Genomic DNA, 17,916 nt, shown 5'->3' with positions numbered 1-17,916 from the left:
CCCACCGGACGACGCCCCGCAGCACACCCGGCGCGGACGCGCGAGCGGACACAGTTTTTTCACCCGCTGCTTTAGGGGCAAACTGTGCTCATGAACGTGTCGGAAGAGTTCCTCACCGACGGCGGATACGGCGCCGGCGCCGTGGTTCTCGTGCGTGACGACATCCTCGGAGCGACGGTGCGCAAACCCGCCACACCGGCGACCCCGTCCGTGCACGCCTTCCTCGCCCACCTCGCCAACGTCGGCTTCCGCGGCGCACCGCGGTCCTTCGGGATCGACGAGCAGGGTCGGCACGTCGTCGAGTACATCCCCGGAACCATGGCCGACACCATGGGGCCCATGTCTCACGACGAGCTTGCACGCCTCGGCGTCCTCGTCCGCGACCTGCACGACGCCGCGGCGACGTTCGCGCTCCCCCCAGACGCGCACTGGGAGGTAGGCATCCCCGCCCCCACGGACGACATCATCTGTCACCACGACCTCGCACCGTGGAACCTCGTCCGCGACGGCGACCGCTGGGTGTTCATCGACTGGGACGGCGCCGGGCCCGGATCACGCCTGTGGGACCTCGCCTACGTCGCCCACGCCTTCTTGCCGCTGAGCCCCGGCGGCGACCCGGCGGTGGACGGCCCGCGCCTGCGCAACCTCGTCGACGGCTACGGGCTCAGCTCCACCCACCGACCCGACCTCGTGCAGCTGACCGCCGACCACACCCGTGGCATGTACGACCTGCTCGTCGACGGTGCACGCACCGGCACCGAGCCCTGGGCGACCCTCCACGCCGCAGGGCACGCCGACCACTGGGGCCCTGCCGCCGACTACATCAGCCGTCACCGCGGCGATCTGCGAGCGGCTCTGCGGTGAACGCACGCACGTCTGGAGCAGCCCGCACCGCCGGGACGCGCTCCTCAGCCGGACACTGCGGCGACCAGGTCCTCCGGGGTGTCGACGACGGCCGCCGGCGCGGCCTCGGCCAGCTCGCCGGGCGCCGCGTAGCCCCAGCCGACCGCGATCGTCCCGATGCCGTGCTCCCGCGCCCCGAGGACGTCGTGCTCGCGGTCCCCGACCATGGTCACCCGTGCGCGCTCGGGCAGGCCGCGCTCCGATCCCTCGACAGTGGCCAGCGCATAGGCGACGACGTCGGCCTTCGTGGTGCGCGTGCCGTCGAGCGTCGAACCACAGATGTGCTCGAAGAGGTCGTCCAGACCGAAGTGCTCGAGGATCTGGCGCGCGTACACCTCCGGCTTCGAGGTGGCGACGACGCAGCGCACGCCCGCGGCCCGCAGCGCGACGAGCGCCTCGGCCATGCCCGGGTAGACGCTGTTGTCGAACAGGCCGGTCACGCTGTAGACGCTGCGGTAGGCGGAGACGAACTCGGCCACGCGGCCCGGCTCGATCCCGTGGCGCCGTGCGCTCTCCTCGATGGGCGGGCCCACGAACCGGCGGAGGTCGTCATCGCTCGGGCGAGGTACCCCTAGGGCGTCGTAGGCGAGCTCGATCGAGGAGACGATCCCCGGTGCCGAGTCCGTGATGGTGCCGTCGAGGTCGATCAGTGCGAGGTCGAAGATCATGCCATCGATCTTCCCACCAGGCCGGGGCGTTATGCTTTCGTAATCTTTCACCCGGTCTTGACCATCTAGAGACCATTTTGTACCGTTCCGCTCCAGCAGAACCAGCCGTCCAGAACCGCGTCGTCGCGCGAGAGAACGAGGAATGACATGACCCACCTGCCCGACTGGACCAGCGGAGACATGATCGACGTGTCCACGTTGGAGTTCGGCGAGGGGATCGCAGTGCTCGAGAAGACCCTCGAAGCCCTGGAGTCGATCTTGGCCTGACGTGGTCGTGCGCGCAGCACGCGAAAAATACTTCTGCTGAAGGTGCATCCGAGACTGCACCTCCAGCAGAAGTACGGGGTGTCAGCTCAGATCGGCCCGGTGAACGACCACCGGGCCCGCACACCCTGGAGAAACAATGCGAACCACGAAGCGCGCAGCAGGAATCCTCGCCACCGGTGCAGCGACAGCGATGGTCGGGCTCGGCGCACTCGCCGCCCCCGCCCAGGCCGCTGACGGCGACGCCCAGCTCTCTGTCCTCCACGCAGTCCCCGGGCTGACCGTCGACGTGTGGGTCAACGGCGAGCTCACGCTCGACGACTTCGCCCCTGGCGACCTCGCGGGCCCGCTCGACCTCCCGGCAGGTACCTACACGGTCGCGATCACCGCCGCCGACGCCGTCGACGCGAGCGACCCCGCGATCGGTCCGGTCGACCTTCCCCTCGAGGCCGGGACGAGCTACACCGCCGCAGCGCACCTCGACGCGGACGGGGCACCGACCGCCACCCTGTTCACGAACGACACCTCGACGACCGCGCCCGGCGAGGGACGACTCACCGTGCGCCACGTCGCAGCGGCCCCGGCCGTCGACGTCCTCGCAGGCGGCAGCGCTGTCGTCTCCGGTCTGACGAACCCCATGGAAGAGGTCCTCGACCTCCCGGCCGGCACCGTCTCGGCGTCCGTCGCCGCCGCCGGCACCACGGACCCGCTCATCGGCCCGGCCGACGTCACCGTGGCCGAGGGCGTCAACACGATCGTCTACGCGTGGGGCAGCCTCGAGGACGACAACCTCGCTCTCGCCACCCAGACCATCGACGGGCTCCACTCCACCCCGGCCGGCGTCCCGGCAGGCGAGGTCGGCCTCGCCGACACCTCGAGCTCCTCGGTGAGCCCGCTCGGCGTGGGCATCGGTGGCGCGATCCTCGCCGCCGTCCTCGGTGGAGCGTTCCTCGCACGCCGCGGGACCCGCGAGACCGTCAGCGCCGACCAGCGCTGAACCGCACCGACACGTCAGGTCACAAGCCATGAGTGCTGTTCTCCCTGACGAGCCGTCCCGTGCAGCACTCCTGGCGCCTCGACCCCTCTCCGGAGGCGGTCGGGGCGCCGGGCACGCTCGCACCACGACCCGGCTCGTCCTCACCGGTGTCGTCGCCGTCCTCACCCTGACGGCGTGCGGCGCCTCCGACCCGACGCGGACCGACGCAGCCACCGTCGCCCCGCAGCCCGACACGACGGCCACCCCTCCCGCGGCGCCCGCAGCCGTGGGCGCCGTCCCGGCCGTGACCGTCCGGCCCGCGAACGAACAACCCGCCGCGCCGTCCCCGCCTCCTGTGTCCCTCGAGATCGCCGACCTCTCCATCGCGATGCCGGTCGACCCCGTGGGCGTCGAGGCCGACGGCAGCATGTCCCTGCCCGAGACCGGGGAACGAGCCGGCTGGTACCAGTACGGCCCGGCGCCTGCCGGGGAGAGCGGCGCCGTCGTCGTGGCTGCGCACGTCGACACCCGGGCGACCGGGCTCGGCGAGTTCGCCAAGCTCGTCGACATCCAGCCCGGCGCGACGATCGTCGTCACCGACTCCACCGGCTCAGAGTTCAGCTACACGGTCAGCACGACAGAACGCATCGCCAAGGTCGACGTGCCGCTCGACCAGGTCTTCGACAGGGCCGGCGAACGACGGCTCGTGCTCGTGACCTGTGGTGGTAACTTCGACCGCGAGACAGGACACTATGTGGACAACGTCATCGTCACAGCGCTCCCGACGGCATGACGATGAGGCACACGACATCGCCCGGCACCCGAAGGAGAGCATGTGACCGTCCCCCCGGGGGTCGACGTCGACACCCAGCGCGAGCTCGGCGCGGCCTTCGCCAGCGGCGACGAGAGCGCGCTCGGCGAGGCGTACCGCCGGTGGTCCACGCTGGTCCACACGGTGGCGCTGCGCTCGCTCGGGAGCACGACGGACGCGGAGGACGTCACCCAGCAGGTCTTCGTCGCGGCATGGCGAGGCCGAGGCGGTTTCGACCCGCAGAAGGCCAAGCTCTCCACATGGATCATGGGGATCTGCCGGAACAAGATCGCCGACACCCACGAGGCGCGGACCCGCGCACGCAAGTCCGAGGCGGCCGCCGCGATCCTCGCCCCGGACATCGTCGGAGCCCACGAGTCGGACGCCGACACCGTCGCGAACCGCGTCCTCATCGCGGACGAGCTCGACCGGCTCGGTGACCCCGGCGGGACGATCCTGCGGCTGGCGTTCTTCCGCGACCTGACGCACGTCCAGATCGCCGACGAGCTGTCGCTCCCGCTCGGCACGGTGAAGAGCCACGTCAGGCGCAGCCTGACCCGTCTGCGAACACGATTGGAGGTGGATGGTGCAGCACATCGATCCTGATGTCTTGGCGCTCCTCGCGCTCGGCGAAGACGTCGAGAGCACGACGAGCGCCGACGAGCGCGACCACCTCTCCGCCTGCCCACGGTGCACGGAAGAGATGGCAGAGCTTGCCGTCGTCGCGCAGACCGGCCGCGCCCTCACGCCCGACGACGCGCTGGTGCCCCCGGCGCCCGCCGTCTGGGACCGCATCAGCGCCGAGCTCGGGCTCGGCGCGGACGCCGCGCGCCCGTTCGCGTCGACGGCCGCACCTGAACCTGTCGCTCCAGCGACCGTGACGAGCCTGTCGGAGCGGCGAGAGCGCCGCCGCGGCGGGATCGCGCAGATGCTCGTGGCGGCGTGCGTCGCGCTCGTCCTGGGCGTGAGCGTCGGGGTACTGTGGGAGCGACGCGTCCCCTCCGCCGACGAGACGCCTCTCGCCAGCGCGCAGCTCGACGCCCTGCCGGACTGGACCACCGCGAGCGGCGAGGCGCGCCTCGAGGAGAGCTCGGCGGGCGTCCGTCAGATCGTCGTAGACCTCGCAGCGCCCACGACCGAGGACGGGTACCGCGAGGTGTGGCTCATCGCCGACGACCTCAGCGGGCTCGTGAGCCTCGGGATCCTCGACGGCGCGCAAGGACGCTTCGACATCCCGGCAGGGCTCGACCTCACGGAGTTCTCGCTCGTCGACGTCTCCGAAGAGCACTTCGACGGCGACCCGTCGCACTCCGGCGACTCGATCGTGCGCGGCGCGCTGGAGGACCTCCCCGCCTAGCGCGCCCCGCGTGCGCGAAGCCCTCGAGGTCGCGAGACCGGCGGACGTGGACCGGCTGCCATCGAGCGTCAGCCGTGGAGCGGCAGCACGAGGGTCGACGGCGCACCCGCAAGGACCCGGACCGGTACGCCCCAGTCCTGCTGAGCCAGGTGACAGGCCGGGTACTCGTTCTCCGGGTCGTCGTCGCAGGAGGCTGCCTGAGCCGTCACGTGCAAGACCCCCTCGTGGACGTCCGGACTGATCCGCAGGGTCCGGGTCAGCTCGACGGCGTCGCCCGTCCCGTCGAGCAGCAGCTCGGGCGGGGTGGACGAGACCTGGAGCCGGGTCGAGGGGCCGTAGCGGTCGTCGTACTTCTGGCCTGCCGCGGGGGTGAAGACCACCTCGAGAGACAGCTCGCCCGACGACACCTCCGTGACCGGTCGCTGCGTGCGGTGCGCGCCCGTGTCGAGCACCTGCCCCGCGAGGCGGGCGGGGAGCGCGACGCGCGTGAGCCGGTGCGCGGCGGACTCGACGACGGTGAGCGTGATCGCGTCGCCGTCTACGTGGACGAGGACGCCGCTCGGCTCGGCGAGCCCGGTCGCCAGGGTCGTCACCTCGTCGGTCGCCGGGTCGAGACGCCGGATCGCACCGTTGTACGTGTCCGCGACGACCACCGAGCCGTCGGGGAGCGTCGCGACACCGAGCGGGTGCTGCAGGAGCGCCTGCGCGGCCGGTCCGTCGCGGTGGCCGAAGTCGAAGAGGCCCTCGCCGATCGCCGTCGTGACGGTTCCCGTCGAGATGCCCGGCTCGATCTCGACCCGTCGCAGCGCAGAGGTCTCGGAGTCCGCGAGCCACACGGCGCCGTCCGACCCTGCAGCGAGGCCGGACGTCTGCGCGAACCATGCCTCCGCGAGCGGGCCGTCGAGCAAGCCCTCGTTCATGGTGCCGCCGACCTGGGCGATCGAGCTGTCCTCGGCGTCGAACGCCCAGAGCGAGTGGTTGCCCGCCATCGCGACGAGGAATGCACCGAGCGGCTCGACCCACACGACGTCCCACGGAGACGAGAGCTTGTGCAGCTGTGCCGAGCCGTTGAAGGGCACGCCACCGACGCACAGGGACGCACCCGTCGCGGCGAGGTCCGGGAGCTCGAAGGTCAGGGTGTGCGCAGCCTCGAACGCTGCGTCCGCGGTCTCCCCCTGCAGCGCGTCGGGCAGAGCCTGTGCGGCGGTCTCGGGCTCGCTCTCGGGCGCGCGGTCCAGCTCGGGAGACGGCAGGACGTTGTCGCTCGCGCCCACCATGAGCTGTGCGCCGTTGCCGGCGACGGTCACGACCGTCCCGTCCTCGAGGTCGACCCCGCGCAGCGCGTGGTTGACCGTGTCCGCGACCAGCACGTCGTAGCCGACGAGCGACCGCAGCGCGTCCGGCACGAGGCACAGGCCGTTCGGCTCGCTGAACCGAGCCACCTCGGCGGGGCCGTCGACGAGGCCGCGCTCGCCAGAGCCGATGCGGCGCACGAGCGTCTCGCCGTCGGGGAGCAGCTCCGCGAGCGAGTGGTGCCCGGCATCGGCGACGAGAAGGTTGCCGTTCGCCAGCGTGATGGCCTTGGCAGGAAAGCGCAGGGTGCCCGACGTGGGCTCGGGCGGGACGTACGGGCCGTCGCCCCGGTGCAGCGTGCCCTTGGCCTCGTGCTCGACGACGAGGTCGCGGACGAGGATCTCGAGGTTGTGCGCGTGCCCCTCCCCGGCCATCTGCGCCACGATGTAGCCCTCGGGGTCGATGACGACGAGCGTCGGCCACGCCCGGGCGGTGTACGCCGACCACGTGACGAGCTCCGGGTCGTCGAGGACCGGGTGGTGCACCTCGTACCGCTCGACCGCTGCGGCGAGCGCGACCGGGTCGGCTTCGTGGACGAACTTGGGCGAGTGCACACCGATGATGACGAGCTCGTCCCGGTGGGCCGCCTCGAGCTCGCGGAGCTCGTCGAGGACGTGCAGGCAGTTGACGCAGCAGAACGTCCAGAAGTCGAGGACGACGATCTTGCCCTGCAGGTCCGCGAGGCTGACGTCCTTGCCCCCGGTGTTGAGCCAGCCGCGGCCGACGAGCTCGGAGGCGCGGACACGGGGCAGACGAGGATTGTTCGAGGTCACAGGACTAGTGAACACGATCGAGGACGATCTGTGGGCGCGCACCGGGCGAGCACGAGAGGTTCAGCCTCCTGCGTGGATCCGTCCGCACACGCGCACGAGGACGGGAACGCCCTCGACGGTCGCCGGGAGGTCCCGGTTGTCGGACGCGCTGAGGACGTTCACCTGCACGCGGTAGCCGTCGTCGCCCCGAGAGATGCCCACGCCACGGATGCCGTCACGGTCCGCAAGCTCAGATCGCAGGCGCAGCTTCGCGTGCCGCGCCTTGTCCAGGTCAGCCATGTGCACCTCGCGTCAGGAGCTCCCGGCCGGATCTCGGCCGGGAGGCCGCCTCAGCCCGCCAACGTCGCCCTCAGCTCGCGCAGGACGGTGTCGATCGGGTTGATGTACGTCAGCCCGGTCCCATTGTCGCCCCCGGTCTCGCTCCCTGCAAAGAGCAGACCGAGAGCAGTCCCGTCCGTCCGGTACACGAGAGACCCGCTGTCTCCCCCGCGAGAGAAGGAACCGGTGCCTGTGCTCTCGACCTCGATCTGGTCGTCGAAGCGCAGCTCGCCGAGCTCTTCGCCGTAGCCGACGACGACGTCGTCGAGCTCGATCGCGGTGACGCGGCCGCGCGTCAGGCCCGTGGTGCGTCCCACCTTGAGGACCTCCTCGTCGCCGAGAGCCTCGGCCGTCGTCGTGATCGGGCCCACCTCGGGGTAGTCGAGCTCGACCGACGGGTCCTCGAGGAGCGCGACCGCGGCGTCGACCCTGGCGACGGCGCCGCGCCGCAGCGCGACGAACCCTGCGAGCGCGCCGACCCGGTCCTGCGGGTCCTGCCCGCCGTCCGCGGGCCCGGGCTGGAGGACCGGGTCGCCCACCGACGCCGACGGCGACCCGACGAGCACGTGATAGTTCGACAGCACGTGGAGCGCACCGTCGACGTGGACGAACGCCCCGAGCGTCCCGGCGGTGACGTCACGGTGCGCGATCGACACCCCCGGGCGCAGCGGCCGGGTGCGCCCCGTCTCGCCGACGGCCAGCGCGGTCGCGACCGGTGTCCTGAGCCCGACAGCCCGCCGCGGCCCGGCGTAGATCCGACCCGTGCGCCGCACGTCGGCCATCGGGCCTACCTGCTCGGCGACCTTGCGGGCGACCATCCGTGCTTTCGGCACGCCGAGCCGGTACCGGACCGCGAGACCGTAGCCGCCGTCGCGCACGGGGGACAGGCCCAGCGCCACCCCGGCGCCGACGAGACCTGCGCCGCTCGCGGTGACGTCATTCCCGTACATCTCCGCGACGTAGTCCGCCAGCTGCCGCTTGATCTCTCGCGCTTCCTCGTGGTCCATCCGACGCCCCCGCATCTGCCGTCACCGGCATCCTGTGTATCTCGTGCTCATGACGGTCCGAGTATGGTCGCCACCCCCGACACCCACCCCGACCCCCGCTCCCGATCGGCAGGTGATCTCGTCCCGAGCTCGTCCGGTACTCGTCGCGTGCTCGTCCCGGTGTCGGATGAGAAACGTTTAGGTCGTTGACCCGTCCGTGATCTCGACGGACGCTGGGGAGCCATGGATATGACATCTCGCCCGAAACGGGCGTCCATCCACGACGGCAGGAGACCGACGACCATGACCACCCCACGTTCCCGCACGAGACGCTTCCTCATCAGCCTCGCCGCAGTCGGCCTCGTCGGAGCAGGCTCGGTGGTCGCCGGCACGCCGGAGAGCGCCGACGCTCACGGCGGACTCACCTTCCCCGCCACCCGCACGTACCAGTGCTACCTCGACGGCCTCGCCGGCGGGCAGGCTGCCGGGCAGGGCGGCAACATGCTCCCGACCAACGAGATGTGCAAAGACGCTCTCGCGGTCAGCTCCTACCCGTTCTACACCTGGTACGGGAACCTGCTCTCCTTTGTCGACGGCAAGCACGAAGAGACCATCCCGGACGGCGAGCTCTGCGGTCCGGGCGCCGAGTTCAAGGCCTTCAACGCGGCGAGCACCGAGTGGCCGACGACAGCTCTGACGTCCGGCGCCAACATCACCTTCCAGTACGCCGCGACAGTGCAACACCCTGGATCGTGGACGCAGTACATCACCAAAGACGGGTGGGACCCGACACAGCCGATCGGGTGGGACGACATCGAGGAGTTCGACAAGGCCGTCGACCCACCGGTGCGTTCCGGCGGTGCAACAGGCCCGGAGTACTACTGGGACGCGACCCTCCCGGAGAAGAGCGGCCAGCACATCATCTACTCCATCTGGGAGCGCTCGGACAGCCCCGAAGCGTTCTACAACTGCTCGGACGTCGTGTTCGGTGGCAGCACGAGCGAGCCGACCGACCCGCCGACCGACACACCCACCGACACCACGGCACCGACCGCACCCGGCGCACCGACGCTCGTCACCGCGTCCGGGTCCAGCGCCGGGATCTCCTTCGCCGCGTCGACCGACGACGTCGCCGTCACCAACCACACGGTGCACGACGCCACGACGGACGACGTCCTCGCGACCGTCCCCTACTCGGGGACCGGCACCGGGAGCGCCGCGCTCACGGGCCTCGCACCCGACACGGACTACTCCGTCTATGTCGTGGGCCACGACGCGGCAGGCAACTCCTCCCCGCAGTCACCGACCCTGATGTTCTCCTCCGGGGCCGCAGCCGCAGCGACCTGCTCGGTCGAGTACGACGCCACGAACTCCTGGGGCGCCGGCTTCCAGGGCAACGTGACGATCTCCAACGAGTCGATGACCATGATCAACGACTGGGACCTCACGTGGGACTTCGCCAACGGAGAGACCGTCTCGCAGGCATGGAACGCGACGCTCACCCAGACCGGGAGCACCGTCTCGGCCACAGGAGCGGCTTGGAACTCGACGATCGGCCACCACGGCGCGGTCTCGTTCGGGTTCATCGGTTCCGGGTCGCCGGGCGCTGCGCCGATCTTCTCCCTCGGGGGAACAGAGTGCACGACCGTCTGACCTAGCAGCAGCGGCGCCTCAGCCCGGTCGGGCTGGGGCGCCGCTGCCGTTCTGCACCACGACCGGTTCCTGCACGACGAGCACGCGGGCCGCACCGGTAGCACCGGTAGCACCGGTAGCACCGGTAGCACCGGTAGCACCGAACGATCAGAGCGCCCGGTCGTCCGCGTCGGAGAGCTTCTGGAGCATGTCGTTGTAGTCGTCCATCTCGACGTCCCCGTCGCGGTCGACCTTGCGGTCACGACGCTTCGCGAGGCGCTCGTCGGCTCTCGACCACGAGACGGCCACGATGACCGCCAGGCTGATCGTCGGCAGCTCGCCGACGCCCCAGGCGATGCCACCACCCTCCTGCTGGTCCGCGAGAGCCGACAGCCCCCACTCGCGGCCCATGAGGCCGAACCACTCGGGGACGAGGAGGATCTCGCCGGACATGAGCGTCACACCGAAGAAGGCGTGGAACGCCATCGTCGCGAGGAGCAGCAGGAGCCGCTGCGCGTACGGCGGACGCGACGGACCAGGGTCGATGCCGATGAGCGCGTTGGCGAAGAAGTAGCCCGCGAGCGTGAAGTGCACGGTCATCAGGATGTGACCCGTGTGGGTCGAGAGGGCGTACTCGAACGCCGGGGTGTAGTAGAAGACGATCAGCGAGCCGGCAAAGTTGATCGCTGCGACGATCGGGTGCGCGAAGAACCGCCCCAGGTGGGAGTGGACGATGACGAGCAGCCACTCGCGCGGCCCGCGCGTCCCGTCCTTGCGGATGGTCAGGCCGCGCAGCGCGAGAGTGATCGGTGCACCCGAGACGAGGAAGATCGGGATGACCATCGCCAGGACCATGTGCTGGAGCATGTGAGCGCTGAAGAGCACGGACCCGTAGACCGCCGGTCCACCGTTCGTCACCCAGAACATGATGACCGTCCCGGTCACCCAGGAGACGGTGCGCACCGGCGACCAGGCGTCGCCGCGCCGGTGCAGGCGCCGCACCCACCGGAGGTAGACGACGAGGGCGGCGACGCACGCGAAGCCGAGGAGCACGTCCCAGTTCCACTCGGTGAACCAGCGGGAGAAGGTCAGCTCCGGCGGGAGAGCCCTGCCCGTGATGATGAACGCGGGCGTGGGGTCAGGGGGCGGCGCGTTGTCGTCGGGCGGCGGGCTGCCACCGAGAGCGACGGCGACCCCCGACACGGCACCCATGACGAGCAGCTCGGCACCCGCCAGGCGCCAGAAGAGCGCGGTCGAGCCGCGAGCCGCAGACGCACCGAGCCGTCCGACCACCCAGGACCGGTGCGCCCAGCCGAACCCACCGAGCACCACGAACAGCCCCGCCTTGGCGAGGATGAGCACCCCGTAGTCCGTCGAGAGCCCTGCGACCCCGCCGAGACGGACGAGCGCGTTGACCACGCCGGAGAGCGCGACGACAACGAAGCACCAGGCCGCGACCGGCGAGAAGCGGGCGACGACGACAGCGAGCGCCTCGTCCGTGAGCGCGCGACGCGTCCGCAGAACCGCTATCACGAGCAGGCCGCCGATCCACACGGCAGCACCGACGAGGTGCATGAAGAGGGACGAGACCGCGATCTCGTGGCTCGTTGAGCCCGCCGCATGGCCCATGAGCGACTGGAGCACGAGCGGGAGGAACGTCAGGGCCGCCGACCACAGAGCGCCCGTCGCGGTCCGCGTGAGCATGGCCATCAGGCAGACGACCGCAGCCGTCACCGTGATGGCCAGGTAGGCGCGCCCGGCCGAGATCTGCGTGAGGTAGACGCCGAGCTGCTCACCGAAGGTGGGCGCGTCGAGCGGGACACCGACAGCGTTGGAGGCGGCGAGGACCATCCGCACGAGAGACGCGACCGTCCACGTGCCCGCACCGAGCGCCACGGTGCTCAGGGTCCGGTCGAGAGCGACGCCCGGCGGGACGACGAACGCCGCGAGGACGAGCCCCCCGAGCGTCACAGCGACCGCGAGCTCGCTCACGACGGTCGCGACAGGCAGCCCCCACCGCACGACGGCGCCCGGGTCGAGGAGCAGCTGCGTCGTGAACGCGTCCGAGAACGCGCCGCCCACGACGACGGCAAGAAGAGCGAGGAGGACGACCCCGACGGGGACCCCGACCCAAGAGCGTGGTGCGTCGGGCGGCGCCTGCGCAGGCCTGCGAGAGGCCACCGCGCCCCCGTCCTGCTGGCGTGTCTTCACGCCACCAGGGTACGTGGAGGGGAGTTGTGCACGGGTACCCGGAACCATCGGGCGCAAGGGCCGGAAGACCTGGGGCGCTGGCATACTGAAGCCCGACCCCGCGACGAAAGGCACGTCCCACCATGAGCGCAGGCCACGGCGGCATCACTCCCGAAGACCTCCAGAAGGCCAAAGAGCTCCTCGGTACGGTCACCCAGGTCTTCGAGCAGCGGGTCGTCGGGCAAGAGGCGCTGCGGACCGCGCTCGTGAGCTCCCTCCTCGCCGGCGGGCACATCCTGCTCGAGAGCGTCCCAGGCCTCGCGAAGACGACGGCTGCCGAGACGCTCGCCGCGTCCGTCAGCGGGACGTTCCACCGCATCCAGTGCACGCCCGACCTCATGCCGAACGACATCGTCGGCACGCAGATCTACAACTACGGGACCGGCTCGTTCACCACGCAGCTCGGCCCCGTGCACGCGAACCTCGTCCTGCTCGACGAGGTGAACCGGTCGAGCGCGAAGACCCAGTCGGCCATGCTCGAGGCGATGCAAGAGCGCCAGACGTCCATCGGTGGCGTCGAGTACCCGCTCCCCGACCCGTTCATGGTCCTCGCGACGCAGAACCCCATCGAGGAGGAGGGCACGTACGTGCTGCCCGAGGCGCAGATGGACCGGTTCCTCATGAAAGAGGTCCTCACGTACCCGGGCGCGGTCCACGAGGTCGAGATCCTCGAGCGGGTCTCGTCCGGTCGCCAGTCGGCTCCTCTCACGGTCCCGCCGATCTCCCTGGACGACGTCCGGTTCCTCCAAGGGCTCGTCGACGACGTGTACGTGGACACCTCGATCAAGCGGTACATCGTCGACGTCATCAACACGAGCCGCTTCTCCGGCCCTCGCCCCGTCCAGGGACTCTCCAACCACGTGCGCGTGGGCGCGAGCCCCCGCGGGTCGATCGCGCTCATGCGCGTGGCGCAGTCCCTCGCGATCCAGGCTGGTCGCGGCTTCGTCATCCCCGACGACATCAAGGCGATCCGCTACGCCGTGCTCCGGCACCGCATCGTCCGGACGTTCGACGCGCTCGCCAACAACGTGCAGCCCGAGCAGCTCATCGACGCGATCTTCGACGCCGTCCCCACGCCGTAGGGGCTGCCCGACGATGACAGAGATCTCACGGCTCGCCCAGGTCAGGGCTCGGCTCGAGCTCCCCGTGGCACGCCGTGCGGCCGGCCTGCTCGAGGGCCGGCACCGGTCGATCTTCAAAGGCCACGGCCAAGACTTCGACGACCTCTCCCTCTACTCCCCCGGTGACGACGTCGGCGACGTCGACTGGAAGTCCAGCGCGCGCGCCGGCATCCCCATCATCCGCAGGTTCGTGCGGCAGTCGAACCTCAACCTCGTGCTCGTCGTCGACACCGGGCGCAACATGGCAGCGGTCTCCGCCGGCGGGGAAGAGAAGTCGACGGTCGCCGTCTTCATGGCGTCGCTCGTCGCGTACCTGGCGCGCGACCGGGGTGACCGCGTCGCGCTCGTCGCTGGCGACGCCGAACGGCTCGTCCAGCGCCCGCCGCGCGCGAGCACGCGCGATCTCGAGGTCATGCTCCACCACCTGGCGGGCATGTTCGACGTCGACGCACCGGCGAGCGATCTCGACCGCCCGCTCGAGCGGGCGATGAACGCCTTCCAGCGCCGATCGCTCATGATCCTCATCACCGACGAGGCACGCCCCGAGCCCCAGCACGAGCGCCTCCTGCGCCAGCTGCGCGTGCGCCACGAGGTCATGGTCCTCGCTGTCGCCGACGCCTCGGCGCTGACGATCACCGGCGGGCCGACGAAGAGCCCGGTGCGCGACGTCGACGACGACCTCCACCTGCCGGCCTACCTCCAGCAGCGTCGCGGGCTCCAGCGTTCAGCCGACAAGGTGGTCCACGCGCGCCGCGCGCTCGTCGCCGACCTGCTCCGACGTCAGCAGGTCCACGGGATGGTCGTGGACAGCAGCGACGACGTCGTCGACCGGTTCGTCGAGCTCCTGGGGAGGCAGCGACGTGCCCATCGATGACATCGTCGACCCTGTCGCGTTCAGCGCGTGGTGGGCCTGGACGGGAGTCGCGCTCCTCGTGGCCGTCACCGTCTGGCTCGTCGTCTTGTTCGTCGTCACCCGCCGGCGCAGCGACGAGGACCAGGTGCGCGAGCCGCTGCCGCCTGCGACGTACGCGGCCGGGAGCGACCCCTTCGTCGACGTCCGGGTCCTCTGCCTCACGAAGATCGACGAGGTGGAACGTGCCTTCTACGCCGAGGAGATCGACGTCCGTGAGCTGCACCTGCGCCTCAGCACGATCGTCCGCGAGTTCGCCGGCAGACGCCGCGGGATCGACACGTCCGTCATGACGCTCACGGATCTCGAGCACCTCACCGGGGCCGGGCGTCTCGCCAACCTCATCGCCCGGTACTACCAGCCGGCGTTCGCGCGCACCACCCAGGAGACCGGGGTCGAAGGCCTCGACGGCGCACGGACGGTGGTCTCGTCATGGTGATCCTCGCAGCAGGGGAGGTCACGTCGTCCATCCGGTGGCCGTGGCTCGTCGCCGTCGTGCTCGTCGTCGTCGCGGCGGCCGCGCTCGTCGCCTGGTACACCGCCCGGCACCCGCGGTCCGCCCGGTCCGAGGAAGCCGTCTGGGTCGCGAACTCCGAGTACCTCCAGCAGATCCCGGAGCTCCGGGCGTGGGTCCGGCGCTACCGCGCGCTGCAGTGGCTCGGTGTTACCGGGCTCCTCGTCGCGACGGTCGGCACCGCCGTCATCGCCGCGCGCCCCGCCGACGTCTCGGTCGTCAACCAGAAGCTCGGCACGCGAGACATCGTCCTGTGCCTCGACGTCTCGGGGTCCATGCTCGAGTACGACAAGGAGATGGTCGAGGTGTTCTCCGGCCTCGTCGAGAGCTTCGAGGGCGAACGCATCGCCCTGTCGATCTTCAACTCCACCTCCCGGACCGTGTTCCCGCTCACCGACGACTACACGCTCGTCCAGGACCAGCTCGTCGAGGCGACCGCGGCGCTCGACCCCGTGGTCACGTACACCGACGACGCCGAGGCGCTCGACCGGTACATGCTCTTCACCGCGGGCACCACCGGCACGACGGACGGCTCGTCCCTCATCGGCGACGGGCTCGCGAGCTGCGTGCTGCAGTTCGACGAGGCCGAGACCGAGCGGTCGCGCTCGATCATCCTCGCCACCGACAACGACCTCATGGGAGCCCCCATCTACTCGCTGCAGGAGTCGGTGGACCTGGCCGCCTCGCGCGGCATCTCCCTCAACGGTCTCTACGGCGCGTCCGACTGGGGCGGCAGCGAGAACCTCGAGCGGGAGTACCGCGAGGCCATCGAAGGCGCGGGCGGCATGTACTTCTACAGCGACGACGCCGAGGCGGTCGAGACGATGGTCCGTGACGTCCAGGCACAGCAGGCGGTCGACCTCGACGCCTCGCCCGAGGTCACGTCAGCCGACAAGGCCGGTCCGTGGTTCCTCTGGGCGGTCCTCGGCGTGACGCTGCTCGTCGTCGTGCAGTGGAGGTTGCGCGAGTGATCCTCCAACCGCTCCTGCCCGTCGTCGTCCTCGCCGCGATCTTCGTGCCCTTGCTGGGGTTCACGGCCGTCCTCGCGGTCCGCGCAGCCCGCCGCCCGTCCGGGACCGGTCGCCGCGAGGCGTGGGCCTGGTTCCGGCGCTCCGGCATCGTCCTCGCCGTCGCGGTCGTCGGCCTCGCCCCCAGCGTGCCGCGGACCGGGACCGACACGACGATCACCGCGGTCGACGTGTTCTTCGTCGTCGACCGCACCGGCTCCATGGCCGCGGAGGACTACGACGGCACCGAGAAACGCCTGGACGGCGTGCGGGCCGACATGCAGAGCATCACCGCCGACATCCCCGGCGCGCGGTACTCGATCATCTCGTTCGACTCCCAGGCGAGCCGGCAGCTGCCGCTGACGACAGACGCCCGCTCCGTCACCGCCTGGGCCCAGACCCTCGAGCGGGAGGTGACGATCTACTCCCAGGGGTCCCTCGTCGACCGCCCGCTGACCGAGCTCACCCGGGCGCTCACCGGCGCGTCCGAGCAGGACCCCACGAATGTGCGCCTCGTGTTCTTCATGAGCGACGGCGAGAACACGGCCGACGGCGCGCGCCGGTCCTACGCCGACCTCGCACCTCTCGTCGACGGTGGCGCCGTCCTGGGCTACGGCACCACGCAGGGCGGGCGCATGAAGGAGTACGACCCCATCTTCAACAACGGCACAGACGCCGAGGGCGACTACATCAAGGACACGACGAAGGACGGCTCCCCCGACGCCCTCTCGGTCCTCGACCCCGTCCAGCTCCAGGCCGTCGCCGACGAGATGGGCATCCCCTACGTCCAGCGCACCGAGCCCACCGAGACCGCCGACCTCGTCGCGGACGTCGACCCCCGGCAGATCGCTGCCGACGGGCGGCGCACGCTCACGTCGTACCAGATGGTCGTGTGGCCGTTCGCGCTCGTCCTCGCGCTCCTGCTCACGCTCGAAGCCTGGGACGCCGGGCGCCGGCTCGGCCGAACCGTGGGGGTCCACCATGCCTGACCAGCCCGTCCCCCCGCTCCCGACCAAGGTCCGGACCGGCCCCGGCGCCCGTCCAGGCCGCCCGGCGACCCGCCGCGTCGAGCTCGAGCACCAGGCAGAAGAACGCCGCCGGGTGCTCGAGCACGACCGGGTCGCACGCATCCGCACGGCACGGCTGCGCAAGCGCAAGCGCCTGTTCTGGTGGACGTTCCCGCTCGTGCTCCTTGCGCTCCTCGGCGCAGCCAAGGCGCTGTCCGTCCCCCTGATCGCCAACGCGGCCGACGAGCTCTACGGTGACGAGGACTTCGCCGGAGCATCGTCGCGGTACCACTGGTTGCAGACCCTCGACGTGGCCGAGCAGTGGAAGGGACACTTCGACGAGGGGACGTCGCTGATGCGCGACGACAACCTCCAGGGCGGTATCGACGCCCTCTTCCGTGCTCACGACCTCGCCCCCGAGCCGCCAGCCGACCTCGCCGACCTCCCGGCGGGCACGTTCGTGCCGGTGTGCGCGATCCAGACGAACCTCGCAGTCGGCCACGAGCTCCAGGGCGACGTCGCGCAGGCCGTCGCCGACGGCCACGTCGAGCGCATGAAGCGTGAGCAGGGAGCGCTCGACGCTCTCGGGACCGACGTCCCCACCGACGGGACGGCGCCGGACCCCGACCTCTACAAGGACCTGGCGATCGAGTCCTACCTCGAGGCCGAGGGGCTCTACCAGGACGCCGACGAGATCCGGATCTGGAACGAGTGCCCGGACGACGACGAGGCGCGCGAACGCGTCGTCGAGAAGGAGACGTCCGCGCGCGAGAAACGCGAAGCGCTCGAGAACCCGCCCCCACCCGAGGACGAGAACAGCGGCGAGGGAGACCCTCAGGAGCCGGAGGATCCGCAGGACCCGCAGGACCCCCAAGACGCTCCGAGCACCGATCCGCAGGACCCGCAGACGGGCGAGCCGTCGACCCCCGAGACGGGCGAACCGTTGACCCCCGAAGAGCAGCGTCGCGAAGACCTCGAGCAGCGCAACCAGCAAGGTGAGGACGAGCGCCGGGACACCGAGGGCTGGTTGAACGACCAGGGCGGCGGCACCACGAAGAGCTGGTGA

17 protein-coding genes are annotated in these 17,916 nt (G+C 70.7%); 12 read left to right on the top strand and 5 right to left on the bottom strand.

The features are described from left to right. Positions 1–90 precede the first annotated feature (90 nt). Positions 91–864, top strand: coding sequence for a phosphotransferase (locus tag ATL42_RS14465; protein ID WP_098456604.1), 774 nt, complete (start codon positions 91–93; stop codon positions 862–864). A 44-nt stretch (positions 865–908) separates the two neighbouring features. On the opposite strand, the gene ATL42_RS14460 is transcribed toward ATL42_RS14465, so the two are convergent. After that, entirely contained in the window at positions 909–1,571 is a 663-nt protein-coding gene (locus ATL42_RS14460; protein ID WP_098455956.1) for an HAD hydrolase-like protein, read from the bottom strand. A gap of 403 nt (positions 1,572–1,974) precedes the next feature. On the opposite strand from ATL42_RS14460, the gene ATL42_RS14455 reads away from it, so the two are divergent. The 4 genes from ATL42_RS14455 to ATL42_RS14440 are packed head-to-tail and all read left to right on the top strand — an operon-like array spanning position 1,975 to position 4,979. Beyond that, a complete protein-coding gene (locus tag ATL42_RS14455) occupies positions 1,975–2,832 on the top strand; it encodes a DUF4397 domain-containing protein (protein WP_098455955.1) in 858 nt (285 codons plus the stop codon). 28 nt (positions 2,833–2,860) lie between these two features. After that, entirely contained in the window at positions 2,861–3,604 is a 744-nt protein-coding gene (locus ATL42_RS14450) for a class F sortase (RefSeq protein WP_098455954.1), read from the top strand. A 42-nt stretch (positions 3,605–3,646) separates the two neighbouring features. Then, the gene (locus ATL42_RS14445; RefSeq protein ID WP_098455953.1) at positions 3,647–4,228 is read left to right on the top strand and encodes an RNA polymerase sigma factor; all 582 of its coding nucleotides are present in this window, start codon (positions 3,647–3,649) and stop codon (positions 4,226–4,228) included. Then, a complete protein-coding gene (locus ATL42_RS14440; protein ID WP_098455952.1) occupies positions 4,206–4,979 on the top strand; it encodes an anti-sigma factor in 774 nt (257 codons plus the stop codon). The genes ATL42_RS14445 and ATL42_RS14440 overlap by 23 nt, the downstream gene beginning before the upstream one ends. A 68-nt stretch (positions 4,980–5,047) precedes the next feature. Here the strand turns inward: ATL42_RS14440 and ATL42_RS14435 are convergent, their stop codons facing one another. Genes ATL42_RS14435 through ATL42_RS14425 form a run of 3 tightly spaced genes read right to left on the bottom strand, consistent with a single transcriptional unit; the run spans position 5,048 to position 8,430 of the window. Next, a complete protein-coding gene (locus tag ATL42_RS14435; RefSeq protein WP_098455951.1) occupies positions 5,048–7,105 on the bottom strand; it encodes an NHL domain-containing thioredoxin family protein in 2,058 nt (685 codons plus the stop codon). 60 nt (positions 7,106–7,165) lie between these two features. Next, positions 7,166–7,384, bottom strand: coding sequence for a hypothetical protein (locus ATL42_RS14430; protein WP_098455950.1), 219 nt, complete (start codon positions 7,382–7,384; stop codon positions 7,166–7,168). Positions 7,385–7,434: 50 nt separating this feature from the next. After that, on the bottom strand, positions 7,435–8,430 hold the full coding sequence (locus tag ATL42_RS14425; RefSeq protein WP_098455949.1) for a chymotrypsin family serine protease: 996 nt from the start codon (positions 8,428–8,430) through the stop codon (positions 7,435–7,437). Between the two features lie 282 nt (positions 8,431–8,712). Between ATL42_RS14425 and ATL42_RS14420 the strand changes: the two genes are divergently transcribed. Next, positions 8,713–10,062: a lytic polysaccharide monooxygenase gene (locus ATL42_RS14420; protein ID WP_211281833.1), complete on the top strand. Its 1,350-nt coding sequence runs from the start codon at positions 8,713–8,715 to the stop codon at positions 10,060–10,062. A 147-nt stretch (positions 10,063–10,209) separates the two neighbouring features. On the opposite strand, the gene ATL42_RS14415 is transcribed toward ATL42_RS14420, so the two are convergent. Continuing rightward, complete coding sequence (locus tag ATL42_RS14415) at positions 10,210–12,252, bottom strand: bifunctional copper resistance protein CopD/cytochrome c oxidase assembly protein (protein ID WP_245862592.1); 2,043 nt, start codon at positions 12,250–12,252, stop codon at positions 10,210–10,212. Positions 12,253–12,374: 122 nt separating this feature from the next. Between ATL42_RS14415 and ATL42_RS14410 the strand changes: the two genes are divergently transcribed. The 6 genes from ATL42_RS14410 to ATL42_RS14385 are packed head-to-tail and all read left to right on the top strand — an operon-like array spanning position 12,375 to position 17,916. Further along, a complete protein-coding gene (locus tag ATL42_RS14410; RefSeq protein WP_098455946.1) occupies positions 12,375–13,373 on the top strand; it encodes an AAA family ATPase in 999 nt (332 codons plus the stop codon). 13 nt (positions 13,374–13,386) lie between these two features. Next, complete coding sequence (locus tag ATL42_RS14405; protein ID WP_098455945.1) at positions 13,387–14,286, top strand: DUF58 domain-containing protein; 900 nt, start codon at positions 13,387–13,389, stop codon at positions 14,284–14,286. Next, positions 14,273–14,761 (top strand): hypothetical protein, encoded by a 489-nt coding sequence (locus ATL42_RS14400; protein ID WP_098455944.1) that lies wholly within the window; start codon positions 14,273–14,275, stop codon positions 14,759–14,761. The genes ATL42_RS14405 and ATL42_RS14400 overlap by 14 nt, the downstream gene beginning before the upstream one ends. Then, entirely contained in the window at positions 14,755–15,807 is a 1,053-nt protein-coding gene (locus ATL42_RS14395; RefSeq protein WP_098455943.1) for a vWA domain-containing protein, read from the top strand. Before ATL42_RS14400 ends, ATL42_RS14395 begins: the two co-directional genes overlap by 7 nt. After that, positions 15,804–16,832 carry a vWA domain-containing protein gene (locus tag ATL42_RS14390; RefSeq protein ID WP_098455942.1) on the top strand — a complete coding sequence of 343 codons (1,029 nt, stop codon included), beginning with the start codon at positions 15,804–15,806 and terminating at the stop codon, positions 16,830–16,832. Before ATL42_RS14395 ends, ATL42_RS14390 begins: the two co-directional genes overlap by 4 nt. Next, positions 16,825–17,916 carry a hypothetical protein gene (locus tag ATL42_RS14385; RefSeq protein WP_098455941.1) on the top strand — a complete coding sequence of 364 codons (1,092 nt, stop codon included), beginning with the start codon at positions 16,825–16,827 and terminating at the stop codon, positions 17,914–17,916. Before ATL42_RS14390 ends, ATL42_RS14385 begins: the two co-directional genes overlap by 8 nt.

Origin of the sequence: Sanguibacter antarcticus (genome assembly GCF_002564005.1) — a bacterium.
In the GTDB taxonomy this organism is placed as follows: domain Bacteria; phylum Actinomycetota; class Actinomycetes; order Actinomycetales; family Cellulomonadaceae; genus Sanguibacter; species Sanguibacter antarcticus.
This window is presented reverse-complemented; position numbering and strand designations above follow the sequence as displayed.